Origin of the sequence: Streptomyces armeniacus, assembly GCF_003355155.1 — a bacterium.
In the GTDB taxonomy this organism is placed as follows: Bacteria; Actinomycetota; Actinomycetes; order Streptomycetales; family Streptomycetaceae; genus Streptomyces; species Streptomyces armeniacus.
Window position 1 is genome coordinate 4,224,515 of the sequence record NZ_CP031320.1, and the last position, 20,911, is coordinate 4,245,425.

A 20,911-nucleotide genomic window follows, 5' to 3' on the forward strand; every position below is an offset into this window, starting at 1 on the left:
CAACGCCCGGCCGCGCGCGCCGGTTCCCGCCGAAGTCCCCGCGTTCCCCGACCCGTTCACCCGGCCGCTTACCGGCCCGTTCACCCGGCCGCTCACCCGGCCGCTCACCGGCCCCGGCGCCGCGCCCCCGCGCCTCACGCCCCCAGCAGGTGCGCCACCGCGTGGATCGTCAGGCCCGCCAGCGCGCCCACCACCGTGCCGTTGATCCGGATGAACTGCAGGTCCCGCCCGATGTGCGCCTCGATCTTGCGGGACGTGTGCTCCGCGTCCCAGCCCGCGACGGTCTCCGTGATGAGCGAGGTGATCTCCTTCCGGTAGGTCGTCACCACGTACTCCGCGGCGCCCTCGACCCAGCCGTCCACCTTGCCCTGCAGCCGGCCGTCCTCGGCCATCCGCCGCCCCAGCGACAGCAGCGACGCCCGTGCCCGTACGCGCAGTTCGCTCCGCTCGTCCTCCGCCGCCGCGACGATCATCGCGCGCACCGAGGACCAGGCCGAGGCGATCAGTTCCTGCACCTCGCCGCGCCCGAGGACCTCGCGCTTCAGCCGCTCCACGCGCTCCCGCGTGGCCGGGTCGGCGCGCAGGTCCTGGGCGAAGTCCGACAGGAAGCGGTCGACGGCGCCGCGCGCCGGATGCTCCGGCATGTCGCGCATCTCGGTGACGAAGCGCAGCAGTTCGCGGTAGACGCGTTCGCCGACCTTCCGGTCCACGAAGCGCGGCGTCCAGCCGGGCGCGCCGCCCGTGACCGCCTCCATCACCGAGTCGCCGTGCAGTTCGAGCCATTCGGCGGCCCGTACGCACACCAGGTCCACGACGCGGCGGTGCCCGCCGTCGGCGACGACCTTCTCCAGCATCGTGCCGAGTCCCGGCGCGATCTCCTGCGCGTCCGCCCGGCGCGTGATGGCCTCGCCCACCACGGCCTGCACGTCGGAGTCGCGCAGCACGGTCAACGCGCCCCGCAGCGCCGTGGCGAGCTCCTCCGTGACCCGGTCCGCGTGGTCCGGTTCGGCGAGCCAGGCGCCCAGCCTGCTGCCGATGCCCACGGCGCGCAGCCGGTCGCGTACGACCTGCCCCGAGAGGAAGTTCTCGCCGACGAAGTCGCCCAGGCTGCGGCCCAGTTGGTCCTTCTTCGTGGGGATGATCGCCGTGTGCGGGATCGGCAGCCCCAGCGGCCGCCGGAACAGCGCCGTGACCGCGAACCAGTCGGCGAGCGCGCCGACCATCCCGGCCTCGGCCGCCGCCGCCACGTACCCGGCCCAGCCGCCCGCGCCCTCGTTCCGCGCCCAGGTGGCGAGCGCGAACACCACCGCCATCGCCACCAGCGCCCCGGCCGCGATGGCCTTCATACGGCGCACGCCGCGCTGCTTCTCCCGGTCGGCCGCGGTGAACCCGCCGATGCTCCCGGCGCCCGGACCCCCGCCCGTACCGCCACCGCTCCCGCGCGCACCGCCGCCACCGCCCGTACTGCCCGTAACGCCCCCGCCCGTGCCCGTGCCCGTGCCCGGAGCACGGTCCGTGCCGGCACCCGGGCGCCCCGAGCCGCTTGTGAGCGCGCTCACATGACCGCGCTCATCCGCGGTGCTTTCACCGGCTTTTGACCGTTCCATCCGCTCCACCTGTCCGGGCCGCCCTTCCCCCATTGTCCCAATCCGCTCTGCGGAGGGAACGAACGACGGGTTCCCTGCGTCTTCGCGGGCGAGGCGACTCCCCCACCCGTGGGATCATGTACGCCGATCACTCGGAGCCCCGGGCTCCGTCTGCCCGAGGGGATTCACCGAGCATGACCAGGAACATGGGTTATGCCCTGCTGGCCGGACTGGCGGCCGTTGTGGTGCTGGTCTCGACCGCGATATTCATCGGAGTCGGCGGCGGCGAGGACGGTTCGGACGCGGCGCCGCCGCCCCGCAACCCCGCGGACCCGGCCGGGTCCGGCACCTGGGTCGGCACCTGGGCAGCCCCCGCCACCGGGGCCGAGCCGCAGACCCGCCGGGCCGGCAGCGCCGACACCACCGTCCGGAACGTCGTGCACACCTCCGTCGGCGGCACCCGTGCCCGTGTCCGCCTCTCGAACCTCTTCGGCAACGGCCCGCTCACGGTCTCCCACGCCACCCTCGCCCTCGCCGCCGCCCCCAGCAACCCGACCGCCGCCGCGGGCAGCATGCGGACCCTCACGTTCGGCGCGAAGCGCGCCGTGACGATCCCCCCGGGCGGCGAGGTGACCAGCGACGCCGTACGCCTCAACGTGCCGTCCGCGGCCGACGTCCTGGTCAGCGTCTACACGCCGGAGCCGGCCGGCCCCGTGACCCACCACTCGTACGCCCGCCAGACCAGCTACGCCTCGGAGGGTGACCAGGCCGCGGACGTCGCGGGGAACGCGTACACCGAGCAGGTGCCGTACTGGCGCTACCTCACCGGCGTCGACGTCTGGAGCACCGAGGCCGAGGGCTCCGTCGTCGTCATGGGCGACTCCCTCACCGACGGCGTCGCCTCCAGCCCCGGCGCGAACCGCCGCTGGACCGACTTCCTCGCCGAACGCCTCCGCACCGAGCGGGACGCGCCGCGCTACAGCGTGCTCAACAGCGGCATCAGCGGCAACCGCATCCTCACCGGCGGCAGCAAGCGCCCGCCCCTGAACAACCCCAGCGGGCTGAGCCGTATGAAGCGCGACGCCCTGTCCCAGACGGGCGTGAAGGCCGTCATCATCGAGCTGGGCCTCAACGACCTGCTCCGTACGCCGCGCGTGCTCGACTCGGACAGGATCGTGCAGGGGCTCAGGGAGCTCGTACGGCAGGCGCACGCGCAGGGCGTACGGGCGATCGGCGGCACGCTCACGCCGTTCGGGCGGCACCGGGGCTACGACCCGCGGGTGGACGCCGTACGGCAGCAGGTGAACGAGCAGATACGCTCCGGCAAGGTCTTCGACGCGGTGATCGACTTCGACGCCGCCCTCCGCGACCCGGCGCACCCCGAACGGCTGCGGACGGCGTACGACTCGGGCGACCACCTGCACCCGAGCGACAACGGCTACCGCGCGATGTCGGAGGCCGTGGACCTCAAGCTCCTCAAGAGCTCCACCGCGGCGAAGCTCTGACCCTCCGGGACCACGAGGGCCGTACGGGCTCAGCCCGCGGTCCCGGCCCCGGACCCGGTTCCTGCTCCGGTCCCGGTCCCGGTTCCGGCCTCAGCCCCGGTCCCGGCCGCCGCCTCCGCGTCCGGCCTTTGCTGCGCGTACATCCTGGCGATCACGTCCTCGATGTCCGGCTCCCGCAGCGACAGGTCCACCAGCGGGTAGTCCGCCGCGATCCGCGACACGATCGGCGCCGCGCTCGCCGCCGCCGCGAACGCGAGCCACTGCCGCGGCCCCTCCGTACGTACGGTCCGCGCGCCCGGCACTCCCTCGATGGGCGGCAGTTCCCGCTCGAGGTCCACCACCAGGGTGCGTTCGCTCTCCCCCACCTCGTGCAGGCCGGCGAGCGCGCCGTCGTACATCAGATGCCCGTGGTCGATGACGATCACGCGCTTGCACAGCTGCTCGATGTCGGTCAGATCGTGGGTGGTCAGCAGCACGGTGGTGCCCTGCTCGGCGTTGAGGTCCTGGAGGAAGCTCCGCACCTGCGCCTTGCTGATCACGTCGAGACCGATCGTCGGCTCGTCCAGATACAGCACCTCCGGGTCGTGCAGCAGCGCCGCCGCGATGTCCGCGCGCATCCGCTGGCCGAGCGAGAGCTGCCGTACGGGCACGTCCAGCAGTGCGCCCAGGTCGAGGAGTTCGATGCACCGGTCGAGGTTCGCGCGGTACCGCTCACCCGGGATCCGGTAGATGCGCCGCACCAGCGCGTACGAGTCGCGCAGCGGCAGGTCCCACCAGAGCGTGGTGCGCTGCCCGAAGACGACGCCGATCCGGCGCGCCAGCCGCGTACGTTCCCGTGGCGGGTCGATCCCGGCGACCCGCAGCCGGCCGCCGCTCGGGGTCAGGATGCCGGTGAGCATCTTGATGGTGGTCGACTTGCCGGCGCCGTTGGGGCCGATGAAGCCGACCATCTCGCCGCGCGGCACCGTGAAGCTGATGCCGTCGACGGCGCGCACCTCCCGGCGCTCCCGCCGCAGCACGCCGGTCCGGCGGCGCACCTGGAACACCTTCTCGAGACCGTCGGCCTCGATACAGGCCTCAGAACTCGTCTGCACCCCTGTCCCCTCCCTCTCAGCTTCCCGTGCTCTGGTAGCCGCGCAGCCCCGCGCGCCAGACCAGGCCCGCCACCGCGCAGCACAGCGCGGCGACCGCCGGGGACGCGAAGTCCACCCAGCCCGGCAGCCGCAGCGGGTCGTCCCGGCCCAGCACGTGGAGCGCGGGCAGCCAGTTGACGAAGGCCAGCGGCACCACGAACGTCACCCCGCGCAGCAGTTCGCTCGCGAAGACCGTCGGCGGGTACTGCAGCATGGTCGTGCCGCCGTACGTGAACGAGTTCTGCACCTCCGCCGCGTCCCGCGCCCAGAACTGGAACGCGCCGCCCAGCACGAACACCGACCCGAAGATCGCCGCGCCGCTGACCAGCATCACCGGCACCAGCAGCAGCCGCCCCGGCGTCCAGTCGATGTCCAGCGCGGTCACCGCCCAGCCCAGCATCAGCAGCGCCTGCAGCAGCCGCCCCATCCTGCGCAGCGCGAAGCGGTCGGCGGCCACCTGGGCCAGCACCGGAACCGGGCGTACGAGCAGGGTGTCCACGGTGCCGTCGCGTACGCGCGTACCGATCCGGTCGAACGAGCCGAGCAGCAGGTCGGCGATCCCGAACGCGGCGCTCGACGTGCCGTACAGGAACGCCACCTCCGGCAGCGTGAAGCCGCCGAGCGTGTCGATGTGCGTGAACATGATGAGGATGGCGAGGAAGTCGAGCACGGTCGTCACGAAGTTCCCCAGCACCATCAGCACGAACGAGGTGCGGTACGTCATCGTCGAGCGCACCCACATGGCGACGATGAACCCGTACGCCCGCGTGCCCCACCACAGCCGCTCAACCACCCTGCACCACCACCTTCGTGGTCGCGACGGACTGCAGCGCGCGCCCCGCCAGCAGCAGCACCAGCGCCCAGCCGGCCTGGAACCCGAGCGCGCCGGCCAGCCCGGCCAGGCCCTGCCGTTCCTCCAGCAGGACGTCCGCGGGCACCTGGAGCATCGCCGCCCAGGGCAGCTGGCGGGCGATCTCGCCGAACGCGCCGGGGAAGACGGTGAGCGGCAGCAGCATGCCGGAGAAGAACATGCTGAGCAGCGTGCCGAGGGTGCTCAGGCCGCTGCCGTCCAGCAGCCAGAACGCGCTCAGCGCCAGCAGGTAGCGGAAGCCGAAGCCGACGACGACCGCGAGCCAGGTGGAGACCAGGAACATCAGCCAGGTCAACGGGGAGGAGGGCAGCGCCAGTTCGAAGGCGAGCGCGCCGGCGGCCATCGGTACGATGCCGCGGCCGAGCAGGTGGAACGCCGCCCGGCCGATCTCGGAGGCCAGCCACCACAGCTGGAGGTCCACCGGGCGGTACAGGTCGATCGACACGTCGCCGGTGCGTATCCGGTCCTGGATCTCGTCCTGGGCGCCGCCGCCGATCAGCGCGACCGCGGCGAGCAGGGCCTGGCCCGTCCAGACGAACGTCAGCGCCTGCGGCTGGTCGTACCCGCCGAGCTGGGGGCGGGCCGTCCACAGGGCGGTGTAGGTGTAGGCGACGATGAAGCCGAAGACCGTGTTGGTGAACACACCGGCGACGGTGGCGACGCGGTATGTCGCGTACCGGCGGAAACTACTGCCCGCGACCGTGAAATAGAGCCGCGCGCGACGCATCCTTTTCCGCTCCTCCCCCGTCTACTGAGTAGCACTTCCGTACGAAACCGAAGCGACGCCAAAGCGCTTGAGCCTATACGACCGGGTGCGCGGGCAGCCAAGGGTTTTTTCGCCGGGCCGGGTGAGACCCGTACGCCGCCCAGCGCAGCGCGGGGAGGTCTCGGGTGCCGCCGTTGGCCGGTGATCGGCACGGATGATGCGACAGTGGGTTACGGGGCGTACGACACGAATCGCCCGGCCCTGGACGAGGAGTGCCTGCAGAGATGAGTGACGAGCCGAACGACACGGCGCAGGGCCGTGCCGAGAGCCCCGAGCCGGGCCTGGACGCCCCGGCTCCGGGCGGCGCGGGCGCGGGCCGCCGTACCGGCTGGCGGCGGCTGATCCCGACCTGGCGGATGGTCGTGGGCTCCGCCCTGCTGATCGTGCTCCTGCTCTCGGGCGGCCTGGTCGCGGGCTACCTCCTCGTCGACATCCCGGCGCCGAACCAGGCGGCGGCGGCACAGAACAACGTGTACCTCTACTCCGACGGCACCCAGATCGCCCGCGACGGCGAGATCAACCGGGAGAACGTCACCCTCTCCCAGATCCCCAAGACAGCCCAGCGCGCCGTCCTCGCCGCCGAGGACCGGAACTTCTACAACGAGTCGGCCGTGGACCTCAAGGCCATGGCCCGCGCCGGCTGGAACATGGTCACCGGCGGCGGCAAGCAGTCCGGTTCCACGATCACCCAGCAGTACGTGAAGAACTACTACCTGACGCAGGAACAGACCCTCACCCGCAAGGCCAAGGAGTTCTTCATCGCGCTGAAGCTGGACAACGAGGTGAGCAAGGACGAGATCCTGCTCGGCTATCTCAACACCAGCTACTTCGGCCGGAACGCGTACGGCATCCAGGCCGCGGCGCACGCGTACTACGGCAAGTCCGCCGTGGACCTCACCACCGCCGAGAGCGCCTATCTGGCCGCGCTGGTCAACGCCCCCGGCGCGTACGACACCCGCGCGCACCCGGAGAACAAGAAGCGCGCCCTCGCCCGCTGGGACTACGTGCTGGACGGCATGGTCGAGAAGGGCTGGCTCAGCCAGTCCAAGCGGGACGCCATGGAGTTCCCCGAGCCCGGCCCGATCAAGCCGCCCAACGCCCTGTCCGGGCAGCGCGGTTACCTCGTCGAGGCCGTGAAGAACTACCTCATCGACAACGGCATCGTCGACGAGCGGCGGCTCGCCTCGGGCGGCTTCCGGATCACCACCACCATCGACCGGAAGAAGCAGGAGTCGATGGTCAAGGCGGTGGACGAGAAGCTGATGTCGCAGCTGAGCGACGACCGGAAGGTGGACAAGTACGTCCGCGCGGGCGGCACCTCGATCGACCCGAAGACCGGCGAGGTCGTCGCGATGTACGGCGGCAAGGACTTCGTCAAGCAGTACGTGAACAACGCCACCCGCCGCGACTACCAGGTGGGCTCCACGTTCAAGCCGTTCATCTACACCTCCGCGGTGCAGAACGAGTCCACCACCCAGAGCGGCGAGCCGATCCACGCGGACACCGTCTACGACGGCACCAACAAGCGCCAGGTCATGAGCGACGGCCGGCCCACCGACTACGCGCCCGCCAACGAGGACGACCGCAGCTACGGCCAGATCCCGGTGACCACGGCCATGGACAAGTCCGTGAACTCGGTCTTCGCGCAGATGGGCGTGGACGTCGGCCCGCAGGAGGTCAAGGACACCGCGATCGATCTGGGGCTGCCCAAGGAGACGCCGAACATGCCGGCCGACGGCTCCATCGCACTCGGCGTCTCCACCGCCTCCACGCTGGACATGGCGGAGGCGTACTCCACGTACGTACGGCACGGCATGCACCGCGACCACAGCCTGGTGAAGAAGGCCACCCGGGGCGGCGAGGTGATCAAGCTGCCCGGCCGTGAGGCCAAACGGGCCGTGGACCGCGAGGCGGCCGACTCCACCACGTCGATCCTGCAGAGCGTCGTCGAGGGCGGCACCGGCACCGCCGCCCAGGCCGCCGGCCGCCCGGCGGCGGGCAAGACGGGCACGGCGGAGGAGGACAGGGCGGCCTGGTTCGCGGGCTACACGCCGGAACTGGCCACCGTCATCAGCGTGATGGGCCAGAACCCGGAGGGCGGGCACGAGCCGCTGTACGGCGCCGGCGGCCTCCCCCGCGTCAACGGCGGCGGCTTCCCCGCCGAGATCTGGGGCGCGTACACGGCCGACGCGCTCGACGGCAGACCCGTCACCGACTTCGACCTGGAGACCGACGACGGCGAGACCGACCTGCCGTCCGTGCCGCCGTCCAGCGAGGGCCCGCCCACCGACGGGCCGCCGGACGGCGACCAGCCCACCGGACCGCCCACGGACGGGCCGCCCACCGACGGTCCTGAGGAGCCGAGCCCGCCGGACGACCCCAGCCCGCCGGACGACCCCAGCGGCCCGGGCATCCCGCCGACGGGCGGCCTCGAGGGCGGTACGACCGACGGCGGAACGACCGGTGGCGACCCCGGCGGCGCGGGCGGCGCCGACGGCGGCACCACCGGCGATCCGGGCGGCGGTACGACGGGCGATCCCGACGGCGGCACCACGCAGGGCACGGGCGGCGGGCCGGGCTGACCGGGGCGGGAGGGGAGGCGTACGAGCTCCCGCTCGCACACACGTACGCCCGCCGCGCGCCGGATTTGCTACGGTGTGAGGGAACCCGACGAGACGCGCCGTACCGGGTCACGCAAAGACGACGCACCCCGTAAGAGACCGATTCACGGAGGTGCCGTCATGGCCTGGGTTCTGCTCACACTCGCCGGTCTGCTCGAGGTCGGCTGGTCGATCGGACTGAAGTTCACGGAGGGCTTCACCCGTCTCTGGCCGAGCGTCGGCACCGTCATCGGCTTCGCCGCCAGCATGTTCCTGCTCGCACAGGCCGCCCGTACGCTGCCCATCGGCACCGCGTACGGCGTGTGGGTCGGCATCGGCGCGGCAGGCGCGGCGGTGATCGGGATGGCCGTGCTGGGCGAGCCGGCGACGGCGGCCCGGATCTTCTTCGTGTGCCTGCTGCTGGTCTCGGTGGTCGGGCTCAAGGCCACCTCGGGCCACTGACGTACGCCGGGGCCCGCGGCCAGGCCGCCGCGGGCCCTTCGGCGGGTACAGCCCGCCGAAGGCACAGCCCGCTACAGGTACAGCCCCGTCGAGTCGTCGGAGCCCTGCAGCCGCTCGGCCGCCACGGCGTGCAGGTCGCGCTCGCGCATCAGCACGTACGCGACGCCCCTGACCTCGACCTCCGCCCGGTCCTCCGGGTCGAACAGCACCCGGTCCCCGGGCTCCACCGTGCGTACGTTCTGCCCGACCGCGACCACCTCGGCCCAGTTCAGCCGCCGGCCGACCGCGGCCGTCGCCGGAATCACGATCCCGCCCGACGAGCGCCGCTCGCCCTCCGGGATGTCCGTACGGACCAGCACACGGTCGTGCAGCATCCGGATCGGCAGCTTGTCGTGCTGCGGGGAATCAGGTACGGGGGTCTGGGAACTCACGGCACGACCGTATCTCAGCCCCCGGCGCCGTACGGCACCCCCGCCCCGCTCGGGCCCCCGCACAGGCCGGGCCCCCGCACAGGCCGGGACGGCCCACGGCCGCAGCCGGTCAGCGGCGGCGCGCGTCCGTACGGCCGCCGCCCCGCCGCGAGGTGAGCGCGATGACGCCGCCGACCACGGCGACCGCCACCAGCGCCGCCGGAACGATGCGGTCCAGCCGCGGCGAGCCCTCCTCGTCGACGAACTGGGCCCGTACGTTCGACACACCGCGGTTCGCCGCGACGTACGCGCGGCCCGCCGTACGGTCGACCGTCGCGGCCGCCTTCGCCTTGACGTCGCCCACGATCGTCTTCGGGTGCACCCGTACGGCGATCTCGTCCAGCGCGACGGCGAGATCCTGCCGCCTGCGGACGATGTCCGCCTCGATGTCCGCGGGGGTCCTGGCATCCGACACCGCGCCGCCTCCGTCACTGCTCGGGGAACTCGACCTGTTCCGGACTGTTCTGGCCGACCGACAGTCTGTCAGCTCCGCACCGGCCCCGCCCCGCGGCACCCCCGATCGGAGACCTCGTTACGCTCGACACTGCCGGCCGCGGCGCTGAACCGTAGCGCCGCACCGGCGTACCGCCCGACACCCGAGGAGCACCGATGAGTGAGCGACTGCAGCCCGGCGACACCGCCCCCGCATTCACCCTGCCCGACGCCGACGGCAAGCAGGTCTCGCTGGCCGACCACGCGGGCCGGAAGGTCATCGTCTACTTCTACCCCGCCGCGCTCACCCCGGGCTGCACCAAGCAGGCCTGCGACTTCACCGACAACCTGGAGGTCCTGGCGGCCGCCGGGTACGACGTCATCGGTGTCTCGCCGGACAAGCCGGAGAAGCTCGCGAAGTTCCGCGAGAAGGAGAACCTGAAGGTGACGCTCGTCGGGGACCCGTCCAAGGAGACGATGGACGCGTACGGGGCGTACGGCGAGAAGAAGATGTACGGCAAGACGGTGACCGGGGTCATCCGTTCGACCGTCGTCGTCGGCGCGGACGGCAAGGTCGAGCGGGCGCTCTACAACGTCCGGGCCACCGGCCACGTCGCCAAGCTGCTGAAGGATCTCGACGTCTGAGCGGTCGTACGCCCGCGTGACCCGCATCCCCCACGGAGATCAACTCTCCGATTGAGGATCCGCCACCGCGGTACCCATCACTGCATGCAGAGCGAGGCGCCCGACCCGGCGGCACTCCGCAGGCACCGCGTCCTGTTCAGGGCGATCAACCGGCGCCTGCGCCCGAGGATCCGCCGCAGCGACATCACCGTCAGCGACGAGAGGGTCGTCAAGCGGGCCGTGAAGGCGGCGGCGCTGGGCAACGCCATGGAGTGGTTCGACTTCGGCATCTACGCCTATCTCACCGTCACCATCGGACACGTGTTCTATTCGGGCGCGAGTGAGGGCGTGCAGACGCTGGCGTCGTTCGGCACCTTCGCGGTGTCCTTCCTCGTACGGCCGCTGGGCGGGCTGTACTTCGGGCCGCTCGGCGACCGCGTGGGCCGCAAGAAGGTGCTCGCGCTCACCATGATGCTGATGGCCGCCGGCACCTTCGCCATCGGCGTGATCCCCAGCTACGACACGATCGGCGTCTGGGCGCCGATCCTGCTCGTCGTCTGCCGCCTGGTGCAGGGCTTCTCCACCGGCGGCGAGTACGGCGGCGCCGCCACGTTCATCGCCGAGTACGCCCCGGACAAGCGGCGCGGCTTCTACGGCAGCTTCCTCGAACTGGGCACCCTCGCCGGCTACACCTTCGCCGCCGGGATCGTGCTCGTCCTCACCACGCTGCTCGGCGACTCCGGAATGGAGTCCTGGGGCTGGCGCGTGCCGTTCCTCATCGGCGGGCCCATCGGCGTCGTCGGCCTCTACCTCCGGCTGCGGCTCGACGAGACGCCCGCGTTCAAGAAGCTGGAGGCCGACCAGGCGCAGCCGGGCCACCGCGCCGAGACCGGCGCCGCGCACGCGGCGGAGGACGGCGGTCCGCACCTGTCCGAGGAGGTGCCGCAGAAGGAGCTCAAGGACATCTTCGGCAGCCACTGGCGGACCATGGTCCAGTGCATCAGCCTGGTCGCCGCGTACAACGTCGCGCACTACATGCTGCTCACGTACATGCCCACGTACGTCACGGAGGAGCTGGGGCGGCGCGAGTCGCTGGAGCTGGTCACCGCCATCGTCACGATGCTCGCGATGATGACCGTCATCATCCCGATCGGCATCCGCAGCGACCACATCGGCCGTAAACCGGTGCTCATGACCGGGATGGTCGGTTTCCTGCTGCTCACCGTGCCCGCGTTCGCCCTCTTCCAGCAGGGCAGCACCGCCTCGGTCTTCGGCGGCATGCTGATGCTCGGCGCCTGCCTGGTCTGGCTGCTCGGCAGCATGTCCGCGACGCTGCCCGCGCTGTTCTCCACGGACGTCCGCTACGGCTCCCTGGCCATCGGCTACAACCTGTCCGCCTCGATCTTCGGCGGCACCACCCCGGTGATCATGGAGGCGCTCGTCGGCGCCACCGGCAGCAACCTCGCCCCCGCCGTCTACACCACGGCGTTCGCCGTCCTCGGCATCATCGCCGTCACCACCCTCAAGGAGACGGCCCGCAAGCCGCTCGAGGGCTCGCCGCCCTCGGTCGCCACCCGCGAGGAGGCCGAGGAGATGGCACGCGAACAGGCCCAGACCCCGGCCTTCTGACCCCCGCAGTACGATACGAAGGCGCGCGAGTGCCGGAATTGGTAGACGGGACGGCTTTAGGTGCCGGTGTCTTCGGACGTGGGGGTTCGAGTCCCCCCTCGCGCACTTCCCGTACGCCCCAGACGCATTCGCCGTACGCCCCGGCCGCATCCGCCGTACGCGGCAGGTGCCGTCGCGCGGCCCGGCCGGTGTGCTCAGCCCAGCAGTTCGCGGATCACCGGGGCCAGGGCGCGGAAGGCGCGGCCCCGGTGGCTGATGGAGTTCTTCTCCTCCGGCGTCAGCTCGGCACACGTACGGCCGCGTACGAGGTCCTCCGGGCCGTCCGGCTGGAGGATCGGGTCGTAGCCGAAGCCGCCGGAGCCCGCGGGGGCGTGCCGCAGTACGCCGGACAGGCGGCCCTCTACGACGTGCTCGGCGCCGTCCGGCAGCGCGAGCGCCGCGGCGCAGGCGAAGTGGGCGGCGCGGTGGGGGGTGTCGATGTCGGCGAGCTGGGCCAGCAGCAGATCGAGGTTGGCGGCGTCGTCGCCGTGCCGGCCCGCCCAGCGCGCGGAGAAGATGCCGGGGGCGCCGCCCAGCACGTCCACGCAGAGGCCCGAGTCGTCGGCGACGGCGGGGACTCCGGTGGCGGAGGCGAGCGTACGGGCCTTCAGGAGCGCGTTCTCGGCGAAGGTGACGCCGGTCTCCTTGACGTCGGGCACCTCCGGATACGCGTCGGCGCCCACCAGGTCGGGGGTGACGCCCGCCTCGGCGAGGATGGCGCGGAGTTCGGTGACCTTGTGCGGGTTGCGGGTGGCGAGAATCAGACGCTGGCTCATGGCGCCCGATTCTCGCAGCCGCCGCGGCGGCCCGCGGTCACGGGCGGGGTCAGCCCGGCTCGCAGACCTTCGTGAGCCCGTCCGCCGCGTCGCCGATGGCGCCGATGTCCGGGTCGCGGCCCTGGTCGATGTCCGTACGGGCTTCCTTGACCGCCGTGTTCATTTCCTTCACGGCCTTGCTGACGTCGCCGTCGTCCGTCTCGTCCGCGAGCTTGTCGAGGTCCTTGTCGATGCTCTCCAGGGACTGCCGCACCTCGGTGGGGTCCTCGGCCGCGCTCGACGCGGCCTCCTGCAGGTCCCCCACGGTGCCGGCGATGGTGACCGCGGTGTCGGCGCAGTCCAGCGCCTTGTCGAGGGCCCCGCAGCCGACTGCGAGCGATGCGGTGAGCGCGACGGCGGTGGCGGTGGCGGCGGTGGCCAGAGAGCGACGCACAGGTGGTTCCCCTCCCGTTGGTACGGACAGACGGCGGACGAGCGTTGAGGAGCTGGACGAGCCGCACGGCATGACCCGTACGGCCCGTACCCTGTCAGACGCGTAAAGCCCTCGCAAAGTTGCCGGGCGTCCGCCGGCCGTGCCGAAGCGGCGACGGGTCTACTCCCCGCCGAGCGCCTGCCGTTGGGCGCCGTCCAGCTGGGCGCAGCCCTTGACCGCCAGGTCCAGCAGGACGTTGAGCTCGTCGCGGCTGAACGGGGCGCCCTCCGCGGTGCCCTGGACCTCGACGAAGCGTCCGTCGTCGGTGCAGACGACGTTCATGTCGGTCTCGGCGCGCACGTCCTCCTCGTAGCAGAGGTCGAGCAGCGGCACACCGTCGACGATGCCGACGCTGACCGCCGAGACGGCACCCGTGAGCGGCTGCGCCTTGGCCTTGACCAGCTTCTTCTCCTGGGCCCAGGCGACGGCGTCGGCGAGGGCCGCGTACGCGCCGGTGATCGCCGCCGTACGCGTGCCGCCGTCGGCCTGGAGGACGTCGCAGTCGAGCACGACGGTGTTCTCGCCGAGCGCCTTGAAGTCCACGACGGCGCGCAGGGCGCGGCCGATCAGCCGGGAGATCTCGTGCGTACGGCCGCCGATGCGGCCGCGTACGGCCTCGCGGTCGCCGCGTGTGTTGGTGGAGCGGGGCAGCATCGAGTACTCGGCCGTGACCCAGCCCTGGCCGCTGCCCTTGCGCCAGCGCGGTACGCCCTCGGTGACGCTCGCGGTGCAGAAGACCTTGGTGTCGCCGAAGGACACGAGGACGGAGCCCTCGGCGTGCTTGCTCCAGCCGCGTTCGAGAGTGACGGGGCGCAGCTGATCCGGTGTCCTCCCGTCGATGCGGGGGACGTCGCTGTGAGACATGGGGGCGAGCCTATAGGCAAAACGGTAGGGCCCGTTCCGGGGGGAACGGGCCCTGCCCGCGGCTCACATCATGTCTTCGATCTCCGAGGCCACCGGGTCGGCGTCGGTGCCGATGACGACCTGGATCGCGGTGCCCATACGGACCACGCCGTGCGCTCCGGCGGCCTTCAGCGCGGCCTCGTCGACCAGCGAGGGGTCGGCCACCTCGGTACGGAGGCGGGTGATGCAGCCCTCGACCTCTTCGATGTTCTCGAGCCCGCCGAGTCCGGCGACGATCTTCTCAGCCTTGCTGGCCATGTGCTTCTCCCGATGTCTCGGCCCTGAAGACGCAGGGCGCCCGTGAGGCGGTGCGCTCACGGTAATCCACGTTCAGCCCATCCTCGCGGGCGGGCATCCGGCGGGTGCCGAATGATGGCGGTCGCCGATGTGATCCACCCCACTCGCCGGGCCGGATTCCCCCGGCCGCCATGCCCATGTTAAAAATGGTCTAAACCACTCACTGGATTAGACCACTCGCGGGGCCCGCTGCCAAAATCGGCGGCGCCCTACGCACCTGGAGGAAGTTATGTCCACGGCTAGCGCTCCGGCCGGTGCCGGCGAGCCCGGCAAGAAGGGCGGCGGCTCGGGTGTGATGGCCGTCGCCCAGCGGATCGGCCGCAGCCTCATGCTGCCGATCGCCACACTGCCCGCAGCCGCGCTGATGGTACGGCTCGGCCAGACGGACATGCTCGGGCGCGAGAACTTCCCGGCTTTCCTCAACCGTATCGCCGAGTTCCTGGCGGCGGGCGGCAGTGCGCTGCTCGACAACATGCCGCTGCTGTTCGCCGTCGGCATCGCGGTCGGCTTCGCGAAGAAGGCGGACGGCTCCACGGGCCTGGCCGCCGTCGTCGGCTACCTCGTGTTCAAGAACGTTCTCGAGGCCTTCACCGACGACAGCCTCCCCAAGGAACCCAGCGTGGTCGACGGCAAGATCGTCGAAGTCGCGCCGCCGGTCGACGCGGGCGTGCTCGGCGGTGTCGTGATGGGCATCGTCGTCGCGCTCCTCTACCAGCGCTATCACCGCAAGAAGCTGCCCGACTGGCTCGGCTTCTTCGGCGGCCGCCGCCTGGTGCCGATCCTGTCGTCCTTCGCGGGCCTGTTCATCGGCATCCTCTTCGGCTACATCTGGCCCGTTCTCGGCACCGCGCTGCACGACTTCGGCGAGTGGCTCGTCGGCTCCGGCTCCGTCGGCGCGGGCATCTACGGCGTCGCGAACCGCGCGCTGATCCCCGTCGGCATGCACCACCTGCTGAACTCGTTCCCCTGGTTCCAGGCCGGTACGTACGACGGCCAGCACGGCGACATCGCCCGCTTCCTCGCCGGCGACCCGGACGCCGGGCAGTTCATGACCGGCTTCTTCCCGATCATGATGTTCGCCCTGCCTGCCGCCTGCCTCGCGATGTACCACTGCGCGCGGCCGGAACGCCGCAAGGTCGTCGGCGGCATGATGTTCTCGATCGCGCTCACCGCGTTCGTCACGGGTGTGACCGAGCCGATCGAGTTCACGTTCATGTTCATCGCGCCGGTCCTGTACGCGATCCACGCGGTGCTGACCGGTGTCTCCATGGCGCTGACCTGGGCGCTGGGCATGAAGGACGGCTTCGGCTTCTCCGCCGGCGCGATCGACTTCCTGCTGAACCTGGGCATCGCCACGAAACCCTGGCTGCTGGTCGTGGTGGGACTCTGCTTCGCGGCGCTCTACTACGTGGTCTTCCGGTTCGCGATCACCAAGTTCAACCTGCCGACACCGGGGCGGGAGACGGACGAGGAGATCGCGGAGGAGGAGAAGGCGCAGTACAAGGCCTGAGGCGTGCACGTACGTGTTCGCGTACGTGTCACGGGCACGTACGCGGATACGTACGCGGATACGTACGCGGCCCCGGAGCCTGGTGCTCCGGGGCCGCGGTGCGTTCGGGCGCGCGCGTCACAGCTCGTAGACCGCTCCCGGGCGGGCCAGCTCCACCGGACCGTTGAACGCCGCCTTGGCGTCCCGCAGATTGACCTGCGGGTCCGTCCACGGCGGGATGTGCGTGAGGACGAGCCGCCCGGCCCCCGCGCGGTCCGCGCACTCCCCGGCCTGGCGGCCGTTGAGATGCAGCTCGGGGATGTCCTCCTTGCCGTCCGTGAACGACGCCTCGCACAGGAACAGGTCGGCGCCCCGCGCCAGCGTGCCCAGTTCGGCGCACGGACCGGTGTCGCCCGAATAGGTCACCGTCCGGCCGGTGGCCCTGTGCTCGATGCGGAAGCCGTACGCCTCCACCGGATGGGTGACCTGCTCCGTACGGATCGCGAACGGCCCCAGCTCGAAAGCCCCTCCGGGGGTGAGCGACCGGAAGTCGAACACCTCGCTCATCGACTTGTCGGAGGGCGTGTCGTCGTACGCGGTGGTCAGCCGCTTCTCGGTGCCGTCCGGGCCGTATACGGGGATCGCGTCGCAACGGCCGCCCTCGTGGCGGTAGTAGCGCGCGACGAAGTACCCGCACATGTCGATGCAGTGGTCGGCGTGCAGATGGCTGAGGGCGATGGCGTCCAGGTCGTACAGGCCGCAGTGGCGCTGGAGTTCACCCAGCGCGCCGTTGCCCATGTCGAGGAGCAGTCGAAAGCCGTCGGCCTCAACGAGATAGCTCGAACAGGCCGAGTCCGCGGACGGGAACGACCCGGAGCAGCCGACGACGGTGAGCTTCATGGAGCGGGAACCTCCGGTTACGGCCGGTGGGGGTCCCCATGCCCTGGCGAGTGGCTGGGGGTTTTCCGAGCGTAAAGCGAGTGGCGCCGGGTGACTCCTCCACAGGGCTGTGGTGTGGGCGGAATCACCAGCCCGGGGTACGGTCGGAGGCCGGGGACTCTCGTACAGCCATCCGGTCGCGAACCGTGTGGTCGGAGGGAGCGAGCGTGGACACGTGGTGGTGGATCGCGCTGGGCGCGGTCGTACTCCTCGCCTTGGTGGCGGCCCTGGTCGACGGCACGGCCCGCCTGGGCCCGCGCCGCCGCGGGAGCGGGCCCGGAAGACGCGGGCCCGGCGACGGCGGTGACCCCCGCGAGGCGCGGGGCGCCGCGGGCGCCGCCCCCGACGGCGGCGACTCCCCCGATGCGCGCGCCGACGCCACCGGCAGCGACCCCGACGACGGGGACGCCCCACCCCGCTAGTCTTCTGAGTCGGGAATTCTGTTCAGATAGCTGGCGAGGCGTTCGAGGATCTCGTCTGCGGTCTTGGTCCACACGTAGGGCTTGGGGTCGGTGTTCCATGCGGTGATCCAGGCACGGATGTCTCGGCCGCGCCGGCGGCGGCCGGGAGGACCGGGCGCCGGACGCTGATTCCGGCGGGTTCTGGCAGTTTCTGCCGGGTTCTGCCGGGTCTGCCGGTCTGGCTGGTTCTCTACTTCTGTCGCTTGTAGAACGGCAGGGCGACGACTTCGTACGGTTCATGCGTACCGCGGATGTCCACCGCGACGCCGCTCGTGCCGGGCTCGGCGTGTGCCGCGTCCACGTACGCGATCGCGATCGGCTTGCCCAGCGTCGGCGACGGGGCGCCGGAGGTGACCTCGCCGACGACGGCGGGCGCCTCGGCGCCGCCCGCGACGACCACGGGGTAGCCCGCGCGGGGCACCCGGCGGCCCTCCGCGACCAGGCCGACCAGCTTGCGCGGCGGCGCCGTGGCCGCCTGCTCGGCGGCGGCCTCCAGCGCGGCGCGGCCGACGAAGCGGCCGTCGTTCGCCGTCTTCTCGAACTTCACGGTCCGCCCCAGCCCCGCGTCGAAGGGCGTCGTCTCCCGGCTCAGCTCGTGCCCGTACAGCGGCATGCCCGCCTCCAGCCGCAGCGTGTCCCGGCAGCTCAGCCCGCACGGCACCAGCCCGGCCTTCTCGCCGGCCTCGGTCAGCGCCTCCCATACGGCCACGGCGTCGCCGGGCGCGACGAACAGCTCGAAGCCGTCCTCGCCCGTGTAGCCCGTACGGGCGATCAGCGCCTCCGCGCCGGCGACCGTGCCGGGCAGGCCCGCGTAGTACCTGAGGCCGTCCAGGTCCGCGTCCGTCAGGCCCCGCAGGATGCCGGCGGCCTCGGGGCCCTGGACGGCGAGCAGGGCGTACGCCTCGCGGTCGTCCCGTACGGCGGCATCGAAGCCCGCCTGGCGCTCGTTCAGCGCGTCGAGGACGACCTGGGAGTTCGCGGCATTGGCGACGACCATGTACGTGTCCTCGGCCAGCCGGTACACGATCAGGTCGTCGAGGATGCCGCCCCGCTCGTCGCAGATCATGGTGTAGCGCGCCCGGCCCGGCTTGACCGCCGAGAGATTGCCGATCAGCGCGTAGTCCAGCAGTTCGGCCGCCTGCGGCCCGGTGACGGTGAGCTCGCCCATGTGCGAGAGGTCGAAGAGGCCCGCGCGGTCGCGTACGGCGTGGTGCTCGTCGCGCTCGCTGCCGTACCGCAGCGGCATGTCCCAGCCCGCGAAGTCGGTCATGGTGGCGCCGAGCGCGCGATGGGTCGCGTCGAGCGCGGTCTTGCGCGGCGGACTGCTGGGCGTACTGGGCGTACTCGTCATGTCAGGCTCCCGGAAACGGCGACACTGATGTCCTCCCCATCTGTCATCGGAACCTGAGAGGTTCGCCACGAGCCCGCGAGCACGGACGGTGACTTGCACCTTGGGTGGGACCGCCAGGGCGGCCCGCTTTTCAGATCTGCCTCGTCCTGCGCGGTATCGGGGCCTGAGAGATTCAAGGGAGGATCTTGCTCCTTCGGCGCCCCGGCGGCGTACTGCCGGGGACTCTCCCGCGCGGATTCAAGCGGCCTGTATGGAGTTGGCGTCCACATCATCGCACGGCGCGGTCGGCGGGCAATCGCCTTGTCCCTCATTACCTTTTCTTGACACTCTCGATGCAGACCGCGGAGCCAGGGCGGTGCCAACTGGGGGAGGACATCAGGTGGAGAGCCTGGGCAGTGCGTACGCGACGCCGACCGGGGCGGGCCTGCCCGCCCGTACGGCCGTCCCCGTGGCGGGGCGCGACCTGCGCGGAACGGCGGTGGCCAGAACGCTGCGCTTCCCCGCCGGGGACCGGATCGTCGTCTCCGGGCTGCCCGGAAGCGGCAAGTCCACCCTGATCCGCCGCACCGTCGCCGTCGACCACGAGTCCGTCCGCCGTATCGACTCGCAGGACATGCGGGAGCGCTGGGAGCGCCGGCTGCCGCGCTGGATGCCGTACGTCGTCTACCGCCCGCTCGTACGCGCCGCGCACTACGCCGGACTGCGCGGCGCGCTCGCCTCCGGCGCCAGCGTCGTGGTGCACGACTGCGGCACGCAGACCTGGGTACGCCGCTGGCTGGCCGCCGACGCGCGGCGCCGCGGGCGCGGCCTGCACCTCGTGCTGCTGGACGTGCCGCCGGACACGGCGCTGGCCGGGCAGGCGGAGCGGGGGCGGGGCGTCTCGGGGTACGCGTTCGCCCGCCACCGCCGTGCCGTACAGCGGCTGCTCGCGGACGTGGAGGAGGGCCAACTCCCGGACGGCTGCGTCTCGGTGATCCTCCTGGACCGCGACGCGGCGGCCGCGCTGCGCGGAGTGGCCTTCGACCGCAACGCCTGACAAGCGAGCCGAAAGGCGCGCCCAGCGCGCCGAGCGCGGATAAAGGCCCCCACACGCACACGGCCCGCCGTCCCGGTGGGGACGACGGGCCGCGTACGAGGACAGCGTGGAACGCGTGGCCGGAGCCTTCGCGTTACTGAAGCACCTCGGACTCGGTCTGCGACTGCGGCGCCTGCTCCTGGAGCTCCTGCTGCTGCCCCTGCTGCTGACGCTGCTCCTGCTGCTGCTCCTGCTCGGGCAGGGTCGGCAGCTGCGGCAGGCCCTCCATGTCCGGGGCGGGCAGGCCGCCGCCGAGCACGACCGAGGTCACCAGGTTCACGGCGGACGTGACGGTGGCCTTCAGCTCCTTGGTGATCTTCGCCTGGTCGCCGGCGACCGAGGCCTTCAGCAGTACGTCGACCTGCTTCTGCAGCTCGACGACGGCCTTGGCGGTCAGGTCGGCGGGCAGCGGCGCGGCGCGGTCGTCGATGATGACCTCGGCGTTGTTGCTCTGCGCGCTGTCGGCGACGGGAGCCTCGGCCGGCGTCTCGACGGCGGCCTGCTCCTGCACGTTCGCGAGGGCTTCGCGGACCGAGGCGGAGAGCTTGTCCGCACGGGCCTCGGACAGCTTGCCCTCGGGGGCCTTCAGGACTTCCTGTACGGCCGTGATGACCGGCTTGACCGCGAGGCCGGTGTTCTGCAGCAGCTGGGTCTGCTGGGTCACCTGCTCGGCACCGGGCAGACCGGGCACCGGCGCCTCGACGGAGTGCGGGGCCGGCTTGGAGTCCGCGGCGAACGCCGCGGTGGCAGTGCCGACACCACCGAGAACGAGACCGGCGGCGACGGCGATGGATGTCGTCTTGTTGACGCGCATGGGGACAAATCCTTCTTTTGCGGGTGTAACGGGACGCGAACCACTTTTCGGGACGTGACAGCGCACCGCAACCGGACGCTCGCAACGGGTGACCATCCGGGTTACGGGCCCCCGCCCGCCGCGCTCGTACGGCACCCCGCAACCCGTCCTCGTGTGCCACCCCGCGATCCGCCCCTCGTACCGCCTACCAGCCGCCCGCCACCGCCCCCGCACGTTC

The 20,911-nt window shown here is 71.6% G+C and carries 21 protein-coding genes, 1 tRNA gene, 1 pseudogene and 2 riboswitches; of the genes and pseudogenes, 9 read left to right on the plus strand and 14 right to left on the minus strand.

Annotation, left to right across the window (positions count from 1 at the left end):
• Positions 1 to 134: 134 nt before the first annotated feature.
• Entirely contained in the window at positions 135 to 1,607 is a 1,473-nt protein-coding gene (locus tag DVA86_RS18200) for a DUF445 domain-containing protein (protein WP_208879689.1), read from the minus strand.
• Positions 1,608 to 1,780: 173 nt separating this feature from the next.
• Here DVA86_RS18200 and DVA86_RS18205 point away from each other — a divergent pair, with 173 nt between their 5' ends.
• Positions 1,781 to 3,091, plus strand: a complete 1,311-nt coding sequence (locus DVA86_RS18205) for an SGNH/GDSL hydrolase family protein (protein WP_245996751.1) — start codon at positions 1,781 to 1,783, stop codon at positions 3,089 to 3,091.
• A gap of 29 nt (positions 3,092 to 3,120) precedes the next feature.
• Here DVA86_RS18205 and DVA86_RS18210 read toward each other — a convergent pair whose 3' ends face one another.
• The 3 genes from DVA86_RS18210 to DVA86_RS18220 are packed head-to-tail and all read right to left on the minus strand — an operon-like array spanning position 3,121 to position 5,822.
• Entirely contained in the window at positions 3,121 to 4,185 is a 1,065-nt protein-coding gene (locus DVA86_RS18210; RefSeq protein WP_208879691.1) for an ABC transporter ATP-binding protein, read from the minus strand.
• A gap of 16 nt (positions 4,186 to 4,201) precedes the next feature.
• Complete coding sequence (locus tag DVA86_RS18215; RefSeq protein WP_208884851.1) at positions 4,202 to 4,966, minus strand: ABC transporter permease; 765 nt, start codon at positions 4,964 to 4,966, stop codon at positions 4,202 to 4,204.
• A 43-nt stretch (positions 4,967 to 5,009) separates the two neighbouring features.
• Positions 5,010 to 5,822: an ABC transporter permease gene (locus DVA86_RS18220; protein ID WP_208879693.1), complete on the minus strand. Its 813-nt coding sequence runs from the start codon at positions 5,820 to 5,822 to the stop codon at positions 5,010 to 5,012.
• 263 nt (positions 5,823 to 6,085) lie between these two features.
• On the opposite strand from DVA86_RS18220, the gene DVA86_RS18225 reads away from it, so the two are divergent.
• Together DVA86_RS18225 and DVA86_RS18230 are read left to right on the plus strand one after the other, a co-directional pair.
• On the plus strand, positions 6,086 to 8,443 hold the full coding sequence (locus DVA86_RS18225; protein ID WP_208879695.1) for a transglycosylase domain-containing protein: 2,358 nt from the start codon (positions 6,086 to 6,088) through the stop codon (positions 8,441 to 8,443).
• A 62-nt stretch (positions 8,444 to 8,505) separates the two neighbouring features.
• A riboswitch (guanidine-III (ykkC-III) riboswitch) is annotated at positions 8,506 to 8,571 on the plus strand.
• A gap of 31 nt (positions 8,572 to 8,602) precedes the next feature.
• A complete protein-coding gene (locus tag DVA86_RS18230; RefSeq protein WP_208879697.1) occupies positions 8,603 to 8,923 on the plus strand; it encodes a DMT family transporter in 321 nt (106 codons plus the stop codon).
• Positions 8,924 to 8,994: 71 nt separating this feature from the next.
• Here the strand turns inward: DVA86_RS18230 and DVA86_RS18235 are convergent, their stop codons facing one another.
• A complete protein-coding gene (locus tag DVA86_RS18235; RefSeq protein ID WP_208884852.1) occupies positions 8,995 to 9,297 on the minus strand; it encodes a GroES family chaperonin in 303 nt (100 codons plus the stop codon).
• A 166-nt stretch (positions 9,298 to 9,463) separates the two neighbouring features.
• Positions 9,464 to 9,808, minus strand: coding sequence for a DUF3618 domain-containing protein (locus DVA86_RS18240; protein WP_208879698.1), 345 nt, complete (start codon positions 9,806 to 9,808; stop codon positions 9,464 to 9,466).
• 194 nt (positions 9,809 to 10,002) lie between these two features.
• Here DVA86_RS18240 and bcp point away from each other — a divergent pair, with 194 nt between their 5' ends.
• From bcp to DVA86_RS18255, 3 genes are all read left to right on the plus strand, one after another.
• On the plus strand, positions 10,003 to 10,470 hold the full coding sequence (gene bcp / locus DVA86_RS18245) for a thioredoxin-dependent thiol peroxidase (RefSeq protein WP_208879700.1): 468 nt from the start codon (positions 10,003 to 10,005) through the stop codon (positions 10,468 to 10,470).
• 84 nt (positions 10,471 to 10,554) lie between these two features.
• Positions 10,555 to 12,078 (plus strand): MFS transporter, encoded by a 1,524-nt coding sequence (locus DVA86_RS18250; protein ID WP_208879702.1) that lies wholly within the window; start codon positions 10,555 to 10,557, stop codon positions 12,076 to 12,078.
• A 23-nt stretch (positions 12,079 to 12,101) separates the two neighbouring features.
• Positions 12,102 to 12,183 (plus strand) — tRNA-Leu (locus tag DVA86_RS18255).
• 89 nt (positions 12,184 to 12,272) lie between these two features.
• Here the strand turns inward: DVA86_RS18255 and rdgB are convergent.
• From rdgB to DVA86_RS18275, 4 genes are all read right to left on the minus strand, one after another.
• The gene (gene rdgB / locus DVA86_RS18260; RefSeq protein ID WP_208879704.1) at positions 12,273 to 12,893 is read right to left on the minus strand and encodes an RdgB/HAM1 family non-canonical purine NTP pyrophosphatase; all 621 of its coding nucleotides are present in this window, start codon (positions 12,891 to 12,893) and stop codon (positions 12,273 to 12,275) included.
• Positions 12,894 to 12,942: 49 nt separating this feature from the next.
• Positions 12,943 to 13,326 (minus strand): hypothetical protein, encoded by a 384-nt coding sequence (locus DVA86_RS18265; protein ID WP_208879705.1) that lies wholly within the window; start codon positions 13,324 to 13,326, stop codon positions 12,943 to 12,945.
• 159 nt (positions 13,327 to 13,485) lie between these two features.
• Positions 13,486 to 14,229, minus strand: a complete 744-nt coding sequence (gene rph, locus DVA86_RS18270) for a ribonuclease PH (protein WP_208879707.1) — start codon at positions 14,227 to 14,229, stop codon at positions 13,486 to 13,488.
• Positions 14,230 to 14,292: 63 nt separating this feature from the next.
• Entirely contained in the window at positions 14,293 to 14,526 is a 234-nt protein-coding gene (locus DVA86_RS18275; protein WP_208879708.1) for a PTS sugar transporter subunit IIB, read from the minus strand.
• Positions 14,527 to 14,794: 268 nt separating this feature from the next.
• On the opposite strand from DVA86_RS18275, the gene DVA86_RS18280 reads away from it, so the two are divergent.
• Positions 14,795 to 16,075, plus strand: a complete 1,281-nt coding sequence (locus DVA86_RS18280; RefSeq protein ID WP_208879709.1) for a PTS transporter subunit EIIC — start codon at positions 14,795 to 14,797, stop codon at positions 16,073 to 16,075.
• Positions 16,076 to 16,192: 117 nt separating this feature from the next.
• Here DVA86_RS18280 and DVA86_RS18285 read toward each other — a convergent pair whose 3' ends face one another.
• Positions 16,193 to 16,954: an MBL fold metallo-hydrolase gene (locus DVA86_RS18285; RefSeq protein WP_208879710.1), complete on the minus strand. Its 762-nt coding sequence runs from the start codon at positions 16,952 to 16,954 to the stop codon at positions 16,193 to 16,195.
• A gap of 206 nt (positions 16,955 to 17,160) precedes the next feature.
• On the opposite strand from DVA86_RS18285, the gene DVA86_RS35350 reads away from it, so the two are divergent.
• On the plus strand, positions 17,161 to 17,415 hold the full coding sequence (locus DVA86_RS35350) for a hypothetical protein (protein WP_245996752.1): 255 nt from the start codon (positions 17,161 to 17,163) through the stop codon (positions 17,413 to 17,415).
• Here the strand turns inward: DVA86_RS35350 and DVA86_RS35355 are convergent.
• Together DVA86_RS35355 and gcvT are read right to left on the minus strand one after the other, a co-directional pair.
• Positions 17,412 to 17,552 (minus strand): annotated as a pseudogene (locus tag DVA86_RS35355) (IS630 family transposase); the annotation flags it as partial. The gene DVA86_RS35350 and the pseudogene DVA86_RS35355 sit on opposite strands and share 4 nt — an antisense overlap.
• A 92-nt stretch (positions 17,553 to 17,644) precedes the next feature.
• On the minus strand, positions 17,645 to 18,805 hold the full coding sequence (gcvT, locus tag DVA86_RS18295; protein WP_208879711.1) for a glycine cleavage system aminomethyltransferase GcvT: 1,161 nt from the start codon (positions 18,803 to 18,805) through the stop codon (positions 17,645 to 17,647).
• A 141-nt stretch (positions 18,806 to 18,946) separates the two neighbouring features.
• A riboswitch (glycine riboswitch) is annotated at positions 18,947 to 19,045 on the minus strand.
• 139 nt (positions 19,046 to 19,184) lie between these two features.
• On the opposite strand from gcvT, the gene DVA86_RS18300 reads away from it, so the two are divergent.
• Entirely contained in the window at positions 19,185 to 19,841 is a 657-nt protein-coding gene (locus tag DVA86_RS18300) for an AAA family ATPase (RefSeq protein ID WP_245996756.1), read from the plus strand.
• A 133-nt stretch (positions 19,842 to 19,974) separates the two neighbouring features.
• Here DVA86_RS18300 and DVA86_RS18305 read toward each other — a convergent pair whose 3' ends face one another.
• Positions 19,975 to 20,694 carry a hypothetical protein gene (locus tag DVA86_RS18305; protein WP_208879713.1) on the minus strand — a complete coding sequence of 240 codons (720 nt, stop codon included), beginning with the start codon at positions 20,692 to 20,694 and terminating at the stop codon, positions 19,975 to 19,977.
• Between the last annotated feature and the right edge of the window lie 217 nt (positions 20,695 to 20,911).

Bases quoted from the DNA above. Each gene is read 5' to 3' on its own strand.
- gcvT (WP_208879711.1), bottom strand. From the start codon at position 18,805: ATGACGAGTACGCCCAGTACGCCCAGCAGTCCGCCGCGCAAGACCGCG.
- DVA86_RS18225 (WP_208879695.1), top strand. From the start codon at position 6,086: ATGAGTGACGAGCCGAACGACACGGCGCAGGGCCGTGCCGAGAGCCCC.
- DVA86_RS18230 (WP_208879697.1), top strand. From the start codon at position 8,603: ATGGCCTGGGTTCTGCTCACACTCGCCGGTCTGCTCGAGGTCGGCTGG.
- DVA86_RS18305 (WP_208879713.1), bottom strand. From the start codon at position 20,694: ATGCGCGTCAACAAGACGACATCCATCGCCGTCGCCGCCGGTCTCGTT.
- DVA86_RS18200 (WP_208879689.1), bottom strand. From the start codon at position 1,607: ATGGAACGGTCAAAAGCCGGTGAAAGCACCGCGGATGAGCGCGGTCAT.
- DVA86_RS18215 (WP_208884851.1), bottom strand. From the start codon at position 4,966: ATGTGGGTGCGCTCGACGATGACGTACCGCACCTCGTTCGTGCTGATG.
- rdgB (WP_208879704.1), bottom strand. From the start codon at position 12,893: ATGAGCCAGCGTCTGATTCTCGCCACCCGCAACCCGCACAAGGTCACC.
- DVA86_RS18250 (WP_208879702.1), top strand. From the start codon at position 10,555: ATGCAGAGCGAGGCGCCCGACCCGGCGGCACTCCGCAGGCACCGCGTC.
- DVA86_RS18235 (WP_208884852.1), bottom strand. From the start codon at position 9,297: ATGCTGCACGACCGTGTGCTGGTCCGTACGGACATCCCGGAGGGCGAG.
- DVA86_RS18205 (WP_245996751.1), top strand. From the start codon at position 1,781: ATGACCAGGAACATGGGTTATGCCCTGCTGGCCGGACTGGCGGCCGTT.
- DVA86_RS18285 (WP_208879710.1), bottom strand. From the start codon at position 16,954: ATGAAGCTCACCGTCGTCGGCTGCTCCGGGTCGTTCCCGTCCGCGGAC.
- bcp (WP_208879700.1), top strand. From the start codon at position 10,003: ATGAGTGAGCGACTGCAGCCCGGCGACACCGCCCCCGCATTCACCCTG.
- rph (WP_208879707.1), bottom strand. From the start codon at position 14,229: ATGTCTCACAGCGACGTCCCCCGCATCGACGGGAGGACACCGGATCAG.
- DVA86_RS18220 (WP_208879693.1), bottom strand. From the start codon at position 5,822: ATGCGTCGCGCGCGGCTCTATTTCACGGTCGCGGGCAGTAGTTTCCGC.
- DVA86_RS18275 (WP_208879708.1), bottom strand. From the start codon at position 14,526: ATGGCCAGCAAGGCTGAGAAGATCGTCGCCGGACTCGGCGGGCTCGAG.
- DVA86_RS18280 (WP_208879709.1), top strand. From the start codon at position 14,795: ATGTCCACGGCTAGCGCTCCGGCCGGTGCCGGCGAGCCCGGCAAGAAG.